This window comes from Proteus sp. ZN5, from assembly GCF_011046025.1.
In the GTDB taxonomy this organism is placed as follows: domain Bacteria; phylum Pseudomonadota; class Gammaproteobacteria; order Enterobacterales; family Enterobacteriaceae; genus Proteus.
This window is the reverse complement of the sequence record NZ_CP047639.1, coordinates 3,361,947-3,378,085: the sequence shown is the minus strand read 5'-3', so window position 1 is coordinate 3,378,085 and position 16,139 is coordinate 3,361,947. Positions and strand designations below refer to the sequence as shown.

12 protein-coding genes are annotated in these 16,139 nt (G+C 40.6%); 6 read left to right on the top strand and 6 right to left on the bottom strand.

Annotated elements, in window-relative coordinates; translation table 11 throughout:
- Positions 1-23 precede the first annotated feature (23 nt).
- Complete coding sequence (cspD, locus tag GTK47_RS15595; protein WP_023581298.1) at positions 24-233, bottom strand: cold shock domain-containing protein CspD; 210 nt, start codon at positions 231-233, stop codon at positions 24-26.
- A 288-nt stretch (positions 234-521) separates the two neighbouring features.
- Between cspD and clpS the strand changes: the two genes are divergently transcribed.
- Positions 522-836: an ATP-dependent Clp protease adapter ClpS gene (gene clpS / locus GTK47_RS15590; RefSeq protein WP_075672467.1), complete on the top strand. Its 315-nt coding sequence runs from the start codon at positions 522-524 to the stop codon at positions 834-836.
- Positions 837-866: 30 nt separating this feature from the next.
- Positions 867-3,158, top strand: a complete 2,292-nt coding sequence (gene clpA / locus GTK47_RS15585) for an ATP-dependent Clp protease ATP-binding subunit ClpA (RefSeq protein WP_165124837.1) — start codon at positions 867-869, stop codon at positions 3,156-3,158.
- A gap of 124 nt (positions 3,159-3,282) precedes the next feature.
- Here the strand turns inward: clpA and infA are convergent, their stop codons facing one another.
- The 5 genes from infA to trxB all read right to left on the bottom strand — a co-directional run bounded on the left by infA (position 3,283) and on the right by trxB (position 9,159).
- Complete coding sequence (gene infA, locus GTK47_RS15580; RefSeq protein WP_004244560.1) at positions 3,283-3,501, bottom strand: translation initiation factor IF-1; 219 nt, start codon at positions 3,499-3,501, stop codon at positions 3,283-3,285.
- A 339-nt stretch (positions 3,502-3,840) separates the two neighbouring features.
- On the bottom strand, positions 3,841-4,533 hold the full coding sequence (gene aat, locus GTK47_RS15575) for a leucyl/phenylalanyl-tRNA--protein transferase (RefSeq protein ID WP_165124834.1): 693 nt from the start codon (positions 4,531-4,533) through the stop codon (positions 3,841-3,843).
- Between the two features lies 1 nt (position 4,534).
- Positions 4,535-6,286 (bottom strand): cysteine/glutathione ABC transporter ATP-binding protein/permease CydC, encoded by a 1,752-nt coding sequence (cydC, locus tag GTK47_RS15570; RefSeq protein WP_165124831.1) that lies wholly within the window; start codon positions 6,284-6,286, stop codon positions 4,535-4,537.
- A 2-nt stretch (positions 6,287-6,288) separates the two neighbouring features.
- On the bottom strand, positions 6,289-8,058 hold the full coding sequence (gene cydD / locus GTK47_RS15565; protein WP_165124828.1) for a cysteine/glutathione ABC transporter permease/ATP-binding protein CydD: 1,770 nt from the start codon (positions 8,056-8,058) through the stop codon (positions 6,289-6,291).
- Between the two features lie 141 nt (positions 8,059-8,199).
- Positions 8,200-9,159 (bottom strand): thioredoxin-disulfide reductase, encoded by a 960-nt coding sequence (trxB, locus tag GTK47_RS15560; RefSeq protein ID WP_023581304.1) that lies wholly within the window; start codon positions 9,157-9,159, stop codon positions 8,200-8,202.
- A gap of 544 nt (positions 9,160-9,703) precedes the next feature.
- Here trxB and lrp point away from each other — a divergent pair.
- The 4 genes from lrp to GTK47_RS15540 all read left to right on the top strand — a co-directional run bounded on the left by lrp (position 9,704) and on the right by GTK47_RS15540 (position 16,096).
- Positions 9,704-10,198, top strand: coding sequence for a leucine-responsive transcriptional regulator Lrp (lrp, locus tag GTK47_RS15555; RefSeq protein WP_004244566.1), 495 nt, complete (start codon positions 9,704-9,706; stop codon positions 10,196-10,198).
- Positions 10,199-10,330: 132 nt separating this feature from the next.
- Positions 10,331-14,017 carry a DNA translocase FtsK 4TM domain-containing protein gene (locus GTK47_RS15550; protein ID WP_165124825.1) on the top strand — a complete coding sequence of 1,229 codons (3,687 nt, stop codon included), beginning with the start codon at positions 10,331-10,333 and terminating at the stop codon, positions 14,015-14,017.
- A gap of 113 nt (positions 14,018-14,130) precedes the next feature.
- Positions 14,131-14,739: an outer membrane lipoprotein chaperone LolA gene (gene lolA, locus GTK47_RS15545; protein ID WP_165124821.1), complete on the top strand. Its 609-nt coding sequence runs from the start codon at positions 14,131-14,133 to the stop codon at positions 14,737-14,739.
- A gap of 7 nt (positions 14,740-14,746) precedes the next feature.
- Positions 14,747-16,096 (top strand): replication-associated recombination protein A, encoded by a 1,350-nt coding sequence (locus GTK47_RS15540; protein WP_109419904.1) that lies wholly within the window; start codon positions 14,747-14,749, stop codon positions 16,094-16,096.
- Positions 16,097-16,139: the final 43 nt, after the last annotated feature.

Genomic DNA, 16,139 nt, shown 5'->3' with positions numbered 1-16,139 from the left:
TTATCTATACTGTAAATTATCGTCTATTCAATAATAGGAATGATAAGGTCAGCGTGATCACCTTTAGGCCCTTTTATCGTGCTATAATTAACTTTCTGCCCCGCTTTAAGTGTGCGGTAACCTTCCATTCTGATTGTTGAATAGTGGGCAAAAATATCATCGCCACCTTTTGCTGGGGTAATAAAACCAAAGCCCTTAGCATTATTGAACCACTTTACTGTACCTGTCTCCATACTTAGCTTCTCTCATATACTTGTATTTATTTGTTTAACATCACTTTCAGTATATTTACTGAGCTGTTCATAAAACATACTCTATTTTATTGTTTCAATCGTCAAGAGGTGAAGGGGATAGAAAGTGTTTCGAGTAGGTGAAATTTTGATGTAGCTAACGCTTTGTAATTTTTTGAATGTAAAAAGAAGGAATAAAAAAGCGTTGATAGGCAGACTTTCCTGTGAGATGGTAAACTAAATGTCATAATTGAAAGTGACGTTTAACAAAACTATGAGTAATGCAAAACAATGGGTCAGTTTGATTTTTTAACAGAAACCACGTTAAGGGAAGATGTTCATCAGAAAAATGAGCCACCAGCAATGTATAAGGTGATCTTGAATAATGATGATTACACCCCCATGGATTTTGTTGTAGAAGTGCTTACGATGTATTTTTTCCTTAGCGAGGAAAAAGCAACGCAAATTATGTTGGACGTTCATCATAAAGGAAAAGGAGTTTGTGGGGTTTATAGTGCGGATATTGCTGAAACAAAAGTGGCTCAAGTTAATCTGTATGCGAGAGAAAACGAATACCCACTTTTGTGTACTCTTGAACAGGCATGATCCGGTTAGTCTTTTAAGGAGGAGGTGCTTATGCTTAATCACGAATTAGAGCTGAGTCTTAATGTTGCATTCGCGAAAGCCCGTGATAACAGACACGAATTTATGACTGTAGAGCACCTGTTGTTGGCGCTATTAAGTAATAAATCGGCACGCGAAGCATTGGAAGCTTGTAAAGTCGATCTGGCAGTCTTACGCGAAGAACTTGAAGTCTTTATTCGTAAAACAACCCCAATTTTGCCTGAAAATGTGGACAGAGAAACACAGCCAACGCTGAGTTTTCAGCGTGTATTACAGCGCGCTGTTTTTCACGTTCAATCATCAGGCAAAAATGAAGTCTCTGGCGCTAATGTGCTGGTGGCTATTTTTAGTGAACAAGAATCTCACGCAGCTTACTTATTACGTAAACACGACGTTAGCCGCCTTGATGTCGTTAACTTTATTTCTCATGGCATTTCGAAAGAAGATCAACAAAACGAAGATCTTTCTGACATGAATGATATGAACGCACAATCTCAACAAGAGATGCCGCAAGGCGACGATCATATGGATAATTTTACCACTAACCTTAATCAGTTAGCGCGCCAAGGTAAAATAGATCCCCTCATTGGACGTCAAGCTGAATTAGAAAGAACAATCCAAGTGTTATGCCGTCGTCGTAAAAACAATCCATTATTAGTGGGTGAATCAGGTGTCGGTAAAACAGCTATCGCAGAAGGGCTTGCATGGCGTATTGAGCAAGATGACGTTCCTGATGTGATGAAGGGCTACACTATTTACTCACTCGATATTGGTTCGCTCTTAGCGGGAACTAAATACCGTGGTGATTTCGAAAAACGTTTTAAAGCATTATTGAAAACCCTCGAAAAAGATGAAAAAAGCATCTTATTTATTGATGAGATCCACACCATTATTGGTGCAGGAGCAGCATCGGGTGGACAAGTTGATGCGGCAAACTTAATTAAACCCTTGTTATCAGGTGGTCGAATTCGCGTTATAGGCTCTACGACTTATCAAGAATTTAGCAATATCTTTGAAAAAGACAGAGCGCTTGCGCGTCGCTTCCAAAAAATTGATGTGACTGAACCATCCCCAGATGAGACGGTTTTGATCATCAAAGGATTACGCCAGAAATATGAAGCGCACCATGATGTACGTTATACCAATAAAGCCATTCAGGCAGCTGTGGACTTATCGGTTAAATACATCACAGATAGACATCTACCTGATAAAGCTATTGATGTTATTGATGAAGCAGGTGCAAAAACACGTTTAGTTGCACCAAGCAAACGTAAAAAAACTATTAATGTCTCAGATATTGAATCAGTCGTGGCTAAAATTGCACGTATTCCTGAAAAAACGGTTTCTAGCAGTGATAAATCAATACTGAAAAATCTCGATAACCAATTAAAAATGTTGGTATTCGGTCAGGATCAAGCAATTCATGCCTTATCTGAAGCGATTAAGATGAGTCGTGCAGGGTTAAGCCAAGATAACAAACCTGTGGGTTCGTTCTTATTTGCGGGTCCTACTGGGGTAGGTAAAACGGAAGTCACTGTACAACTAGCGAAAGCGTTGAATGTGAAGTTGCTACGCTTTGATATGTCTGAATATATGGAAAGACATACGGTCAGCCGTCTGATTGGTGCTCCTCCGGGTTATGTTGGTTTTGATCAAGGTGGATTATTAACAGACGCTGTCATTAAAAATCCATATTCCGTAGTGCTACTTGATGAAATTGAGAAAGCACATCCTGATGTGTTCAATATCCTGTTACAGGTAATGGATAACGGTACATTAACGGATAACAACGGTCGTAAAGCTGATTTCCGTAATGTTATTTTAGTGATGACAACCAATGCGGGTGTGCGTGAAACGCAACGTAAATCGATTGGATTTACAGAGCAAGATAACAGTACTGATGCGATGGTTGAAATCAAAAAAGCTTTCTCACCTGAGTTCCGTAACCGTTTAGATAGTATTATTTGGTTTAATGCATTATCACCAGAAATTATCTCTATGGTCGTGGATAAATTTATTGTCGAACTACAAGTGCAGTTAGATGATAAAGGGGTATCGCTAGAAGTGAGCCAAGAAGCACGCCAATGGTTGTGTGATAAAGGCTATGACAAAGCGATGGGTGCAAGACCAATGGCGCGTGTCATTCAAGAAAACTTGAAAAAACCATTAGCTAACGAAATTTTATTTGGTTCTCTTGTCAATGGTGGTTCGGTTTCTGTGACACTAGATAAACTGGCAGGCAAATTAAATTATGAGTTTGTTAGCCAAGAAAAACTGGCCAAGAATGAAGATACCGTTATCTAAGGATAGCGGTTAATTTTCACTAAGCTATAAAAGCATACACCACAGGTGAGCATCAATAAATGCCTTGCCTGTGGTGTTTTTTTTCACCCGTTATATGACCATAACGGGAGAGAACAGATTGGGATCAACGGCTACGGAAGATGATACGGCCTTTGCTCAGGTCATATGGGGTCAGCTCAACGGTAACCTTGTCGCCTGTCAGGATACGAATATAGTTTTTACGCATTTTTCCTGAGATATGAGCGGTAACGACGTGTCCGTTTTCTAATTCTACGCGGAACATCGTGTTTGGCAGAGTATCCAGTACAGTGCCTTGCATTTCAATGTTGTCTTCTTTGGCCATCTAATCCTCTAAGTTTTAATAACCATATTTTTTAAACGGCAAGATAATGCCGAAAATATTGTCCTATGTAAAGGAATGTTATTGGATAGCAATGGTGTTCACCTTGCTATTGCACTTAACATCCTTACCGCAACTCGCGTTTTACTTTGCTAAAGTAAAAGTAATAACAGAAGTCGTAATTCTTTATTTTGTGGTATTTGTAGCAATAAAATAACAGCACCCTAACCACATAATGGGTGTGTAAGATAAAATTTTTGTATAAACCTTTTTGCATAAATAACAGAATGACATTCTTAGTTCTGTCTTAAATAAGAAGGGCTTTACAAAAACAAGCAGTGATTATAATTCCAACGATTGCTGATACCAACACTTTTTATCAATAATCACTTTTTTCCAACGAGATAACTCAACTAAATAATGTTCACGTGAAATCTCAGAGGCGCCTAACGAGGCAGTATGAGAGTTTAGCACCTGACAATCAAATAGTTGACCCCCATAACGAAGAAAATGGTTATAAAAAGCAATAAAGGCACATTTAGAGGCGTTATCTCTACGGCTAAACATAGATTCGCCACAGAAAACAGCTCCCATATTTACTCCATATAACCCTCCAACGAGTTCATCACCTTCCCAAACCTCAACAGAGTGAGCCTCACCTTGTTGATGGAGAGATTCATAACCTGCTTTTATATCAGGGCCTATCCATGTTCCTTCTTCACGTACAGAACACGCTTCAATCACCGAAGCAAAGGCATGATTAAGTGTAATTTTATAAGGCTGATGACGAATAAATTTACGTAAACTACGCCCAATATGCAAATCACCAGCAGGTAAAACGGCTCTTGGATCGGGAGACCACCATAATGGTTCTTCATTAGGGAAGTACCAAGGAAAAATACCCGATTGATACGCAACACGTAATCGCGAAAGGGAGATTTCTCCCCCTATCGCTAATAAGCCGTTGGGCTCTTTTAAAGCTAAATGGGGCTCTGGAAAATCCAAATCACAATCATCTAATTGAAACAACGGCATATTATGCCTCGTGAGTTGGTGTTAATAGAGCCTGTCTTTGATGAAATTTAGCATAATGCCCCTGTTGTTGTAACAACGAAGCATGAGTGCCTGTTTCAACGATTTTTCCGCCATCCATAACGCAGATTTTATCCATTTTATCTAAACCGTGAAGTCTGTGAGTGATCATTAATACAGCTTTACCTTGGCAATGCTGATGCAAGAGTGCAAGGATCTGTTGTTCTGTATCGGCATCAAGGCCTTCTGTTGGCTCATCAAGCAATACAAGAGGTGCATTGTGGAGTAGGGCCCTTGCAAGTCCTAAACGTCGTTGCTCGCCACCAGAGAGCTGTCTACCACCATCGCCCATCCATGCATTTAAGCCTTCATCATTCTCAAGTAGTTGCCCAAGACCAACTTGCTGAAGAACATGTTTAAGCTCTTCATCTGTTGCCTGTTCTTTTGCCATCAATAAATTTTCTCTTAATGTATGGCTAAAGACATGAACGCGTTGAGGAACAACGGACATCATTGAACGTAATGTCGCTTCATCATAATCAGCAATAGGTAAATTATTTAAGCTGATAGTGCCGTGAGTTGGATTAAAAGCGCGATTGATCAGCTGCAATAGTGTCGATTTACCACAACCAGTTTTCCCTAATAGGGCAATGTGTTGTCCTGCTTTAATCGTTAAATCTACGTGATTGATGACTTGCATTGGTTGGTTTGGGTAAGTAAAGCAAATATTGTGCATTGTAAGTGTGGCGCTATTGTTTGTTTCTCCCCCTTTTTCAGGAAACGTGACATCAGGTTTTTGCTCAATTAAATGAGAAATACGTGTTGCTGATGTCATTACTTGTCCTAAATGTTGGAAAGCGACAGTAACAGGGGCTAAAGCCTCAAAGGCCGCCAATGCACAAAATGTAAATAAGGCAATTAACGCTTCAGGCATAAAGCTATTGTCGATACCATCGGCTGCTAGCCACAAAATTAATGTTGCTGTTAGCCCTGATGCGAGGATCATCAATGATTGCGATAAGCCAGTTAAGTTTGCTTGTTGTGCTTGTCTGCGTAGCCATTTAGCTTCAAGTTGCGCTAAATTTTGTCTAAACCGAGGTAATGCACCAAAAACCGTTAGCTCGGCTTGTCCTTGCAGCATACTGGTTAATACTGTGCGGTATTGACCTCGTAAATCAGTAAGATCACGGCCAATAGGTTTACCTGCATAATAGAATACGAAAGGTAAAACAATCAGCAAGGTAAGCATAATGCCACCTAGCGTATTAGCTAAACGCGCATCAATTAAACCAAGGCCAAACATAATTGTCATAATGACAACAAAAGCGGCAATGATAGGGGAAATAACGCGAATATAGAGGTGATCTAGTGTTTCAACATCAGCAACTAATCGGTTAAGCAACTCACCTTGACGAAAACGAGCTATTCCACCTGGTGAAAGAGGGAGGATTTTTTTAAAGGTGAATACACGTAAGTGCGACAATACACGAAACGTGGCGTCATGACTGACAAGTCTTTCAAAATAACGACCCGCAGTACGAAAAATTGCCGCACCTCGAACGCCGGCTGCAGGTAGCATATAGTTAAAGCTATAAATACCAGCAAAACCCGCAAGAGATGTACCCGCTAAAAACCAGCCTGATAGTGTTAAAAGACCAATACTCGCCAGTAAAGTCAGAATAGCAAGAATAATCCCCAGCAATAACATAAACCAGTGACGGCGATAGAGTGCAAGAAAAGGAAGCAATACTCTCATGATTAAAGTTCCTCTTTACGATGGGCAAGAAGGCGAGCAAAAGTGCCATTCTGTTGGCTTAACGATGCATAAGTGCCGGTTTCAATAATTTGGCCTTTTTCCATCACCCAAATTTGGTCATAACCTAAAGTCTCTTCGAGTAGATGAGTAATAAGCAAGGTCGTTTGATTTAATGAGGCGTTATTAAGCGCGTGCATCACACGTTGTTCGCTATGAGAATCAAGGCTTGCTGCTGGTTCATCTAATAACAAAAACTGACAAGGTGACAATAAAGCACGAGCAACAGCAATACGCTGAGCCTGACCAACAGAAAGGCGTGCAGCACTATCGCCAATAATCGTATTTAAGCCGTCAGGTAATTCATTGATAAAATCGCTGACATAGGCTTTTTCAATGGCGAGATTGATTTGTTCATCGCTGGCATTAGGATTACTTAAGCGAATATTATCCAGCAAGGTTTGTTCTGGTAAATTAGGATTTTGACCGACCCAGCTTAAACATTGACGCCAAGCTTCAGGAGAGAGCTGTGTTAATTCAATACCATTAACTTTTAATGAGCCACGATAAGGTAAAAAACCGAGTAACGCATTTAATAACGAGCTTTTACCTGCACCACTAAGACCCACAATCGCAATTCGCTGATTAGGATTAATGGTAAAGTTTAATGGGCCTGCCAGTTTGACGCCTTGATGAGATAGAATTTCTAGCTCATGAGCTGTTATCTCAATACTGTCTGTTGTGTTGATACGCTCATTGCCTGTGAATTGTGGTTTTTCACCTTCGGCTTCTAAAAATTCAACCAGAGATTCAGCCGCACCAATCGCTTGTGCTTTTGCATGATAGTACGTTCCTAAATCACGCAATGGTTGGAAAAACTCAGGGGCTAAGATCAGCGCCAAAAAGCCTGAGAAAAGGGTAACACCTAAGCCATAACTACCAAAATTAAGTTCACCTAAGTAAGAAAAACCAAAGTAAACAGCCACAACAGCGATAGAAACAGCGGTAAAGAATTCCAATACGCCCGATGAAAGGAATGCCATTCTTAGCACTTCCATTGTCCGTTTGCGGAAATCTTCTGTTGCTTCAGTAATCTGTTTAACTTCTGCATTACCACGGTTAAATAACCGTAATGTATCTAATCCTCTTAATCTATCAAGGAAGTTACCACTTAAACGACCTAATGCGAGGAAGTTTCTACGGTTAGCATCTGCTGCACCCAATCCAACTAATGCCATAAATAACGGGATCAGCGGGGCGGTGAAAAATAGGATCAAGCCAGCAGCCCAGTTAACAGGGAATATGGTGATAAGGATAAGAATAGGCACAATAGTGGAAAGATACATTTGCGGAATATAACGCGCATAGTAATCTTGCATATCTTCTATTTGTTCTAGAATAATTGTTGCCCAACTCCCCGCGGGTTTACCTTTAACCCAAACAGGACCTAGCTCTTCAAGTCTATCAAGAACAATTTTACGAATTTGTTGCCTGACGGCCATACCACAGCGATAACCTACACGCTCTCGTATTGCCATTACCACCGCTCGTAAGATAAAAATACCGATAAGGGTGAGAAAGGTAGGTATATGCGTATCACGACTTAGACTGTCCATGATAAATGCTTGAAGTAAAACAGCTAATAACCATGCTTGCGCAATAATTAATAAACCGCTTACAACACCTAGGATCATTGATAGCCGTAGCCATCTACGGGCTGGAGCACTTTGCTGTTTCAGCCATCGAACCAATTCACTTTGTTTAGTTTTATCCATAAGAAAAGATTCAAATCTGCAGGTGAGATACAAAGTATCAGAAAGGCCAAGGGTAAGTAGTTATACGCTTTGGCAACCAGGCTAGTATGTTACATGGTAAAAGGCGCTACTGAAATAGCGCCTTGAAAGGAAGTGATGATTTTAGTTGGATTTTAGTGCGTCTAAGTAACGCTCTGCATCTAAAGCAGCCATACAGCCTGTGCCAGCAGAGGTAATTGCTTGACGATAAATGTGATCCATTACGTCACCAGCTGCAAATACACCCTCGATAGAGGTTTGTGTTGCATTACCTTGAGTACCTGATTGTACTTTGATGTAACCGTTGTCTAATTCTAATTGACCGTCAAAAATAGCGGTGTTAGGGCTATGTCCAATTGCAATAAAGACACCCATAACATCTAATTCTTCGGTTTTATCACTCTTAGTGTCTTTTAAGCGAACTTTCGTTACACCCATATCGTCGCCAAGAACTTCGTCTAAGGTACGATCAGTATGCAAAATAATATTGCCACTGTTTACTTTATCCATTAAACGGTTAATTAAGATCTTTTCAGAACGGAAAGAATCACGACGGTGGATCAGATGAACTTCTGATGCAATATTAGCTAAATAAAGCGCTTCTTCTACCGCAGTATTTCCGCCACCGACAACTGCGACTTTTTGGTTACGATAGAAAAATCCGTCACAAGTTGCACAAGCAGAAACGCCTCGGCCTTTAAAAGATTCCTCTGAAGGTAAACCGATATAGCGTGCAGAAGCACCCGTTGCGATAATTAATGCGTCACAAGTATATTCTTGTTCATCACCAAATAGGCGGAATGGGCGGTTTTTCAGATCGACTTTATTAATATGGTCAGAGATAATCTCTGTATTAAATTTCTCAGCGTGCTGAAACATGCGGTCCATTAAGCCAGGACCTGTTAGCCCTTCAGGGTCTCCGGGCCAGTTTTCGACTTCTGTTGTTGTTGTCAGCTGACCGCCTTTTTCAACACCCGTAATCAGTACTGGTTCTAAGTTTGCTCTTGCAGCATAAACGGCGGCGGTATAACCCGCAGGGCCTGAACCTAAAATAATAAGTTTGCTATGTTTGATGGTGCTCATGTATACCTCATCTCTGATTAGGCGTGATGCGAATTGAGGGATTGTAGGAGAAATAAGACGTTAAAAAAAGCCAATGACGAGAAATAGACATAATATTTTAGCTATTTTAGCAATAGTTAATACTAATATAGTTTAATAATTATAGAGTTATATTGGGCTAACATCATCGAATTAACCTGAAACATTTTGCTTTACAATTGATGTTTATCTTGCGTATATAGAGAATAACATAGCGCCTTGTTCTGATTTTTACTCATTTGCTTTGACAATCCGCTGTACATTTGCGAAAACATGATTGTTAAAGATAATTATCCTCGGATGTTATACGTAATATTTTTTAGACAGACAGGGTATAGGATAGTTACTTTGCGATATTTGCTAATGAGTATTTGGATAAAATAGAACTTTTATCTGGCATGAAAAGAAAATAGATTGGTAGTTTGCTCTGACCGTTTGATACCGAAGTTTCGACAGTGATGCTGATGGTGTACAGGTATGGGTATAGGAAAATAAAGTAAGAGAAAAAGAGAAAGAGAGTATAGAGATGATTGATAATAAAAAACGTCCGGGTAAAGATCTTGATAGAATAGACCGGAATATTCTAAATGAGCTTCAAAAAGATGGTCGTATTTCAAACGTTGAGCTATCTAAACGTGTAGGTTTATCACCAACACCTTGTTTAGAGCGTGTACGTCGTTTAGAGCGCCAAGGATTTATTTCAGGTTATACAGCACTGTTAAACCCACATTACTTAGATGCATCATTATTAGTATTTGTGGAAATCACACTAAACCGTGGTGCACCAGATGTTTTTGAACAATTCAATATGGCTGTTCAAAAACTTGAAGAAATTCAAGAATGTCATTTAGTTTCTGGTGATTTTGACTATCTGTTGAAAACTCGTGTACCTGATATGTCCGCTTACCGTAAATTACTAGGCGAAACACTGTTACGTCTTCCAGGTGTTAATGACACACGTACATACGTGGTTATGGAAGAAGTTAAACAAAGCAACCGCCTTGTGATTAAAACTCGCTAAGCCAACTTAATAGGTTGGTGCAAAGCAGGAAAAAGTTAGGTACACTCCTGTTTATGCATACAGTTTCAACGCTGGGATATCTCAGCGTTGTTCCGTTTTAATTCACCCTAAGTTAAACCTGGAGAGCCCTCTTTGAGCCAGGAATATACAGAAGATAAAAATATTCGTTTAACAAAGATAAGCAACCGTCGCCGTATTTGGGAGGCTATTCTCATCCTTATCGGCATTGGCGCTGTCTTTTTAATTGTTTCATTACTTAGCTTCCATCCCTCTGATCCTAGCTGGTCACAAACCACTTGGAATGAGCCTATCCAGAATTTAGGCGGCAGTATCGGAGCATGGTTGGCTGATATTCTATTTTCTGCATTTGGTTTACTTGCCTATGCAATTCCTGTTGTCGTGGTTTTTGGCTGCTGGAATTCTCTACGCTACCAACAAAACCGTGAATACACCGACTTCTTTTCTCTTGCACTTCGCACGATTGGTGCCTTGGCTCTGATCTTTACCTCTTGTGCATTAGCTGATCTTAATTTTGATGATATCTATAATTTTAGCTCAGGTGGTGTAATTGGAAGCTTGTTTAGCAAAGCTCTATTGCCGTGGTTTAATGTTTTAGGCGCGACTCTTGCCCTGTTATCTGTTTGGGCAATTGGTTTTACTCTGTTTACCGGTTGGTCTTGGTTAACAATCACAGAAAAAATTGGTGCCGTTATTTTGGGAAGTGTTGGTTTTATTACCAATAGAGGCCAAAATGAAGCTGATTATGAAGATGAAGAAGAGGAAGATGACACTCAAGATGTTGCTACAGAAATAGTTGAAAATTCAAATCAAAAAGAAAATCAGCAATCTGAATTAGCAACAGAAGAGAGCGATGATATTCTATTTTCTGCACCTTCAGCGCTTGAACTTGCTCGTCAGCAAGAGATAGACACGTTGCAATCTGAAGCAGAACAAGCAGAACAAGAAGATGATTTGCCATCTTTCTCTGCAACAAATGATATAGCAGATGAACATGCACAAACATTGACGCAAACAGCTCCTCTTGTGTCAGCAGCAGTTTCGCAACCAACTCATACAGAAGAACCCGAACATTATCGTTTTGATATTCCAGAAGCATTCTTGAAAAAAGAAGCTCAATCAGAAGCTAATGCTCCTCAGCATTCTGCTTACTCCTCAATACCAGAAGAGAGTACACCTTCTGTAATGCCGTTTGTTGAAAATGAACCTATGGCACAGCCATCGTCCTTATCAACAGATAATTTTATGCCTGCAGGCAGAGCTGAACCTACATTCTCACTAGCACCTGATACAGACTCTTTAACGCAAGCAGCTACAGTGGCAGCAGGTGTAGCGTCTAGTGCTCTTGTCAGCCACGGCTCTCAAGTTAAACAAGGATTAGGCCCTGAATTACCTCGCCCAAATCCAGTGCGATTACCTACACGTCGTGAGCTTTATGGCATTCATATTCCTTCACAGCGCGAAGCTGAATTACGTCGTCGTGAAGAGGCTGTTCAATCTGAACCTGAAGATGAGTTAGCTGATATTCAAGAACAAGCGAATTTCGAACAAGAGTTGCGCCAGCAATTCCTCGAACAGCAACGTGAACGTTATGGTGAGAACGATAGTACTGATCTTGAAGATATTATTGAGCCTCATCAGCCAAGTATCACAACGCCAATATCTTCATTTAATCATCAACAGGATGATTATCGTGATGAGCCAACCGTTACCGAAAATACATTCTCTTCCACAGAAGAAAATAACAACGATATTGATGAAGATGAGCAATATCAGCAACAGTTGGCAGCACAATTTAAGCAACAATTGCAGGATCGTTATGGTGATGATGTTTCATTAGATGATGACGAAGATGAGGTTTTACCTCAAGTATCAACACCAGCGCCTTCATTGCAAGCAACAACGGGTTATCAACCTCATATTCAACATTCGTTTGCCTCACAATCAGCGCAACCGACACAAACTATTGAGAAAAAAGTTGAATACCCAGCCAGCAATGCATTTTTACAAATTTCACCTCGAGATGAAGAAGAGGAAGAGTATAGCCCTAAAATTGAGCTAGAAAGAGAGCTCACTGCATTAGAGGCATTCTCACCAATTGATGATCTATTGGATGAAGAACCGATAGAGCCAGTATTTACACCGATTGTTTCTGAACCTGTTACACCACAGGCTGCACCTCAATCACGTATTGAGCCACAGCCTAATATGGCGCAGCATTTTGCACAGCAACAGCAACAGCAACAGCAACAGCAACAGCAATCTTTAATTCATCCATTATTGATGCGTAATGATAGGCCGTTGCAAAAGCCAACAACACCAATGCCTTCTCTGGATTTACTAACAACACCGCCAGTAGAAGAAGAACCTGTTGATATGTTCGAGCTGGAGCGTATTGGTAAACTTATTGAAGCGCGTCTTAATGATTATCGTGTTAAAGCCAAGGTTGTTGGTATTTCACCGGGGCCTGTTATCACTCGTTTTGAACTTGAACTTGCTCCGGGTGTAAAAGCCGCACGCATATCAAATTTATCGCGTGACTTAGCGCGTTCATTGTCTGCTATTGCGGTACGTATTGTTGAAGTTATTCCGGGAAAACCTTATGTAGGACTGGAATTACCTAACAAAAAACGTCAAACCGTATATATGCGTGAATTGTTAGATAGCGATGCATTCAGAGATAGCCGCTCTCCATTAACCGTTGTTTTAGGTAAAGATATTGGTGGTCAGCCAGTTGTTGCCAATCTAGCTAAAATGCCTCACTTACTTGTTGCTGGTACAACGGGTTCAGGTAAATCTGTTGGTGTGAATGCGATGATCATCAGCATTCTTTATAAAGCGAAACCAGAAGATGTTCGCTTTATTATGATTGACCCTAAAATGCTTGAGCTTTCGGTTTATGAAGGTATTCCACATCTTTTAACTGAAGTTGTTACTGATATGAAAGATGCCGCAAGTGCTCTGCGTTGGAGCGTGGCTGAAATGGAACGCCGTTATAAGCTAATGTCAGCATTAGGTGTGCGTAATCTTGCTGGTTATAACGAAAAAATTAAAGAAGCTGAAGCTATGGCGCGTCCTATTCCAGATCCATTCTGGAAACCAAGCGACAGCATGGCAACAGAAATGCCAACATTAGGAAAAGAACCTTATATTGTTGTTGTTGTTGATGAATTTGCAGACTTGATGATGACAGCAGGTAAAAAAGTTGAAGAGCTGATTGCTCGCTTAGCGCAAAAAGCACGTGCTGCGGGTATTCACCTTGTGCTTGCGACACAAAGGCCTTCTGTTGATATTATTACAGGTTTAATTAAAGCTAATATTCCGAGCCGTATCGCATTTACTGTATCGAGTAAAATCGACTCTCGAACTATTTTAGACCAAGGTGGTGCAGAGTCATTACTAGGTATGGGTGATATGCTTTATGCACCGAATGGCTTTGTGCCTGAACGTGTACACGGTGCTTTTGTTAGTGATGATGAAGTCCACGCTGTGGCAACTGACTGGAAAGCTCGAGGTCGTCCTCAATATATTGAAGCTATCACAAAATGTAGCGAAGAAGGTGAAGGCAATAGTGGCGGTGGATATGATGATGGTGAAGAGCTTGATCCGTTATTTGACCAAGCTGTAGAATTTGTGGTTGAAAAACAACGAGTTTCTATTTCTGGGGTACAACGCCAATTTAGAATTGGTTATAACCGCGCGGCAAGAATTGTGGAACAGATGGAAATGCAAGGTATTGTGAGTTCACCAAACCACAACAATACGCGTGATGTACTTTCACCACCACCTTCAGATATGTAATATCTTGAAAACACAGTTATCAGCTAATGAGATAGCATGGTAATCTGCACAACATCATCAATAATTTATACGCCGACATTATGTCGGCGTTATCTCATGCCGAGGCTTGTAGAATGAAAAAAGTATTATTTGCAGTGTGTGCGATGACATTAATAAGTAGCCAAGCCGCTTGGGCTGATGCACGTCAGGATTTGCAACAACGATTAAATAAAGTAAATAGTTTTCAAGCGAACTTTAGTCAAACCGTAACCAGCAATGAAGGCTCACTTATACAAAAAGGGGAAGGAAATTTAAAAGTACAACGCCCTGATTTGTTTAATTGGCAAATGACAGCACCGGATGAAAGTACACTGATCTCTGATGGCAAAACATTGTGGTTTTACAATCCTTTTGTCGAGCAAGTTACTGCAACTTGGCTTGAACGCGCCACAACCAATACGCCTTTTATGCTGATCGCACGTAATGACAGCAAAGAGTGGCAAAATTATGATGTAAAACAGTCTGGTGACCGTTTTGAGTTAACGCCTAAAGTAGAAAATAATTTAAAACATTTCACGATAACTGTATTACCTAACGGACAAATTCAGCAATTCGCTGCCACAGAACAAGACGGTCAAGTAAGCAATTATCAATTGACTGCACAGACAGCTGCGCCAATCGATGCTTCCGCGTTTCGCTTTACACCTCCTGCGGGTGTGACTGTGGATGACCAACGTCAGTGAGGATATTTTGAGTAATTTATCACTCGATTTTTCGCGCAATGAGTTTCAACCTTTAGCTGCAAGAATGCGACCTGAAACGTTGGAACAATATATCGGACAAACTCATTTACTTGCCGAAGGTAAACCATTACCTCGTGCGATTAAAGCGGGTCAATTGCATTCCATGATCTTATGGGGACCTCCAGGCACGGGTAAAACAACCCTTGCTGAGATCATTGGTCGCTATGCGCAAGCCGATATAGAACGTTTATCTGCGGTGACATCGGGTATTAAAGAAATCAGAGAATCTATTGAAATCGCGCGTCAAAACCGTAATGCTGGGCGCAGAACGATCTTGTTTGTTGATGAGGTTCACCGTTTCAATAAGAGTCAACAAGATGCTTTTTTGCCTCATATTGAAGACGGTACGATCACTTTTATTGGCGCAACAACAGAAAATCCCTCTTTTGAATTAAATTCCGCGTTGCTATCCAGAGCAAGAGTTTATCTATTACGTTCATTAACCGAAGCTGATATTGAGCAAGTGCTACAACAAGCGCTAGACGATCCAGAACGAGGTTTAGGCGGGCGTAATATTATCTTGCCAGATGATACGCGCAAAATGATTGCACAACTGGTTAATGGTGATGCACGTCGTTCATTAAATTTACTTGAAATGATGGCGGATATTGCTGAGGTTGATAATCAAGGAATACGAGTATTAACGCCAGCATTACTGACAGAAATCAGTGGTGAGCGTAGTGCTCGTTTTGATAATAAAGGTGATCGCTTTTACGATCTTATTTCTGCATTACATAAGTCAGTAAGGGGATCTGCACCTGATGCTGCTCTTTATTGGTATGCAAGGATCATAACAGCCGGTGGCGATCCGCTTTATGTGGCTCGTCGCTTATTGGCGATTGCGTCAGAAGATGTGGGGAATGCCGATCCTCGCGCCATGCAAGTGGCAATTGCTGCCTGGGACTGCTTTACTCGAGTGGGTCCCGCAGAAGGTGAGCGCGCTATTGCTCAAGCAATTGTATATTTGGCTTGTGCACCCAAAAGTAATGCCGTTTATACCGCATTTAAAGCAGCTATTGCCGATGCAAAAAGTAAGCCAGATTATGATGTACCTGAGCATTTACGTAATGCCCCAACAAAATTAATGAAAGAAATGGGGCTTGGTGCTGAATATCGTTATGCTCATGATGAGCCTAATGGTTATGCTGCTGGAGAGGTCTATTTCCCTAAAGAAATGGCAAATACGCAGTACTATTACCCAGTAAAAAGAGGGTTAGAGATCAAGGTTGCAGAGAAATTAGACTGGCTATCTCAACAAGATCAAAATAGTGTTACAAAACGCTATCGCAAAATGTAAAGATGCGGTAAGGTTATTAAATTATCATTAATTTCTTAACTAT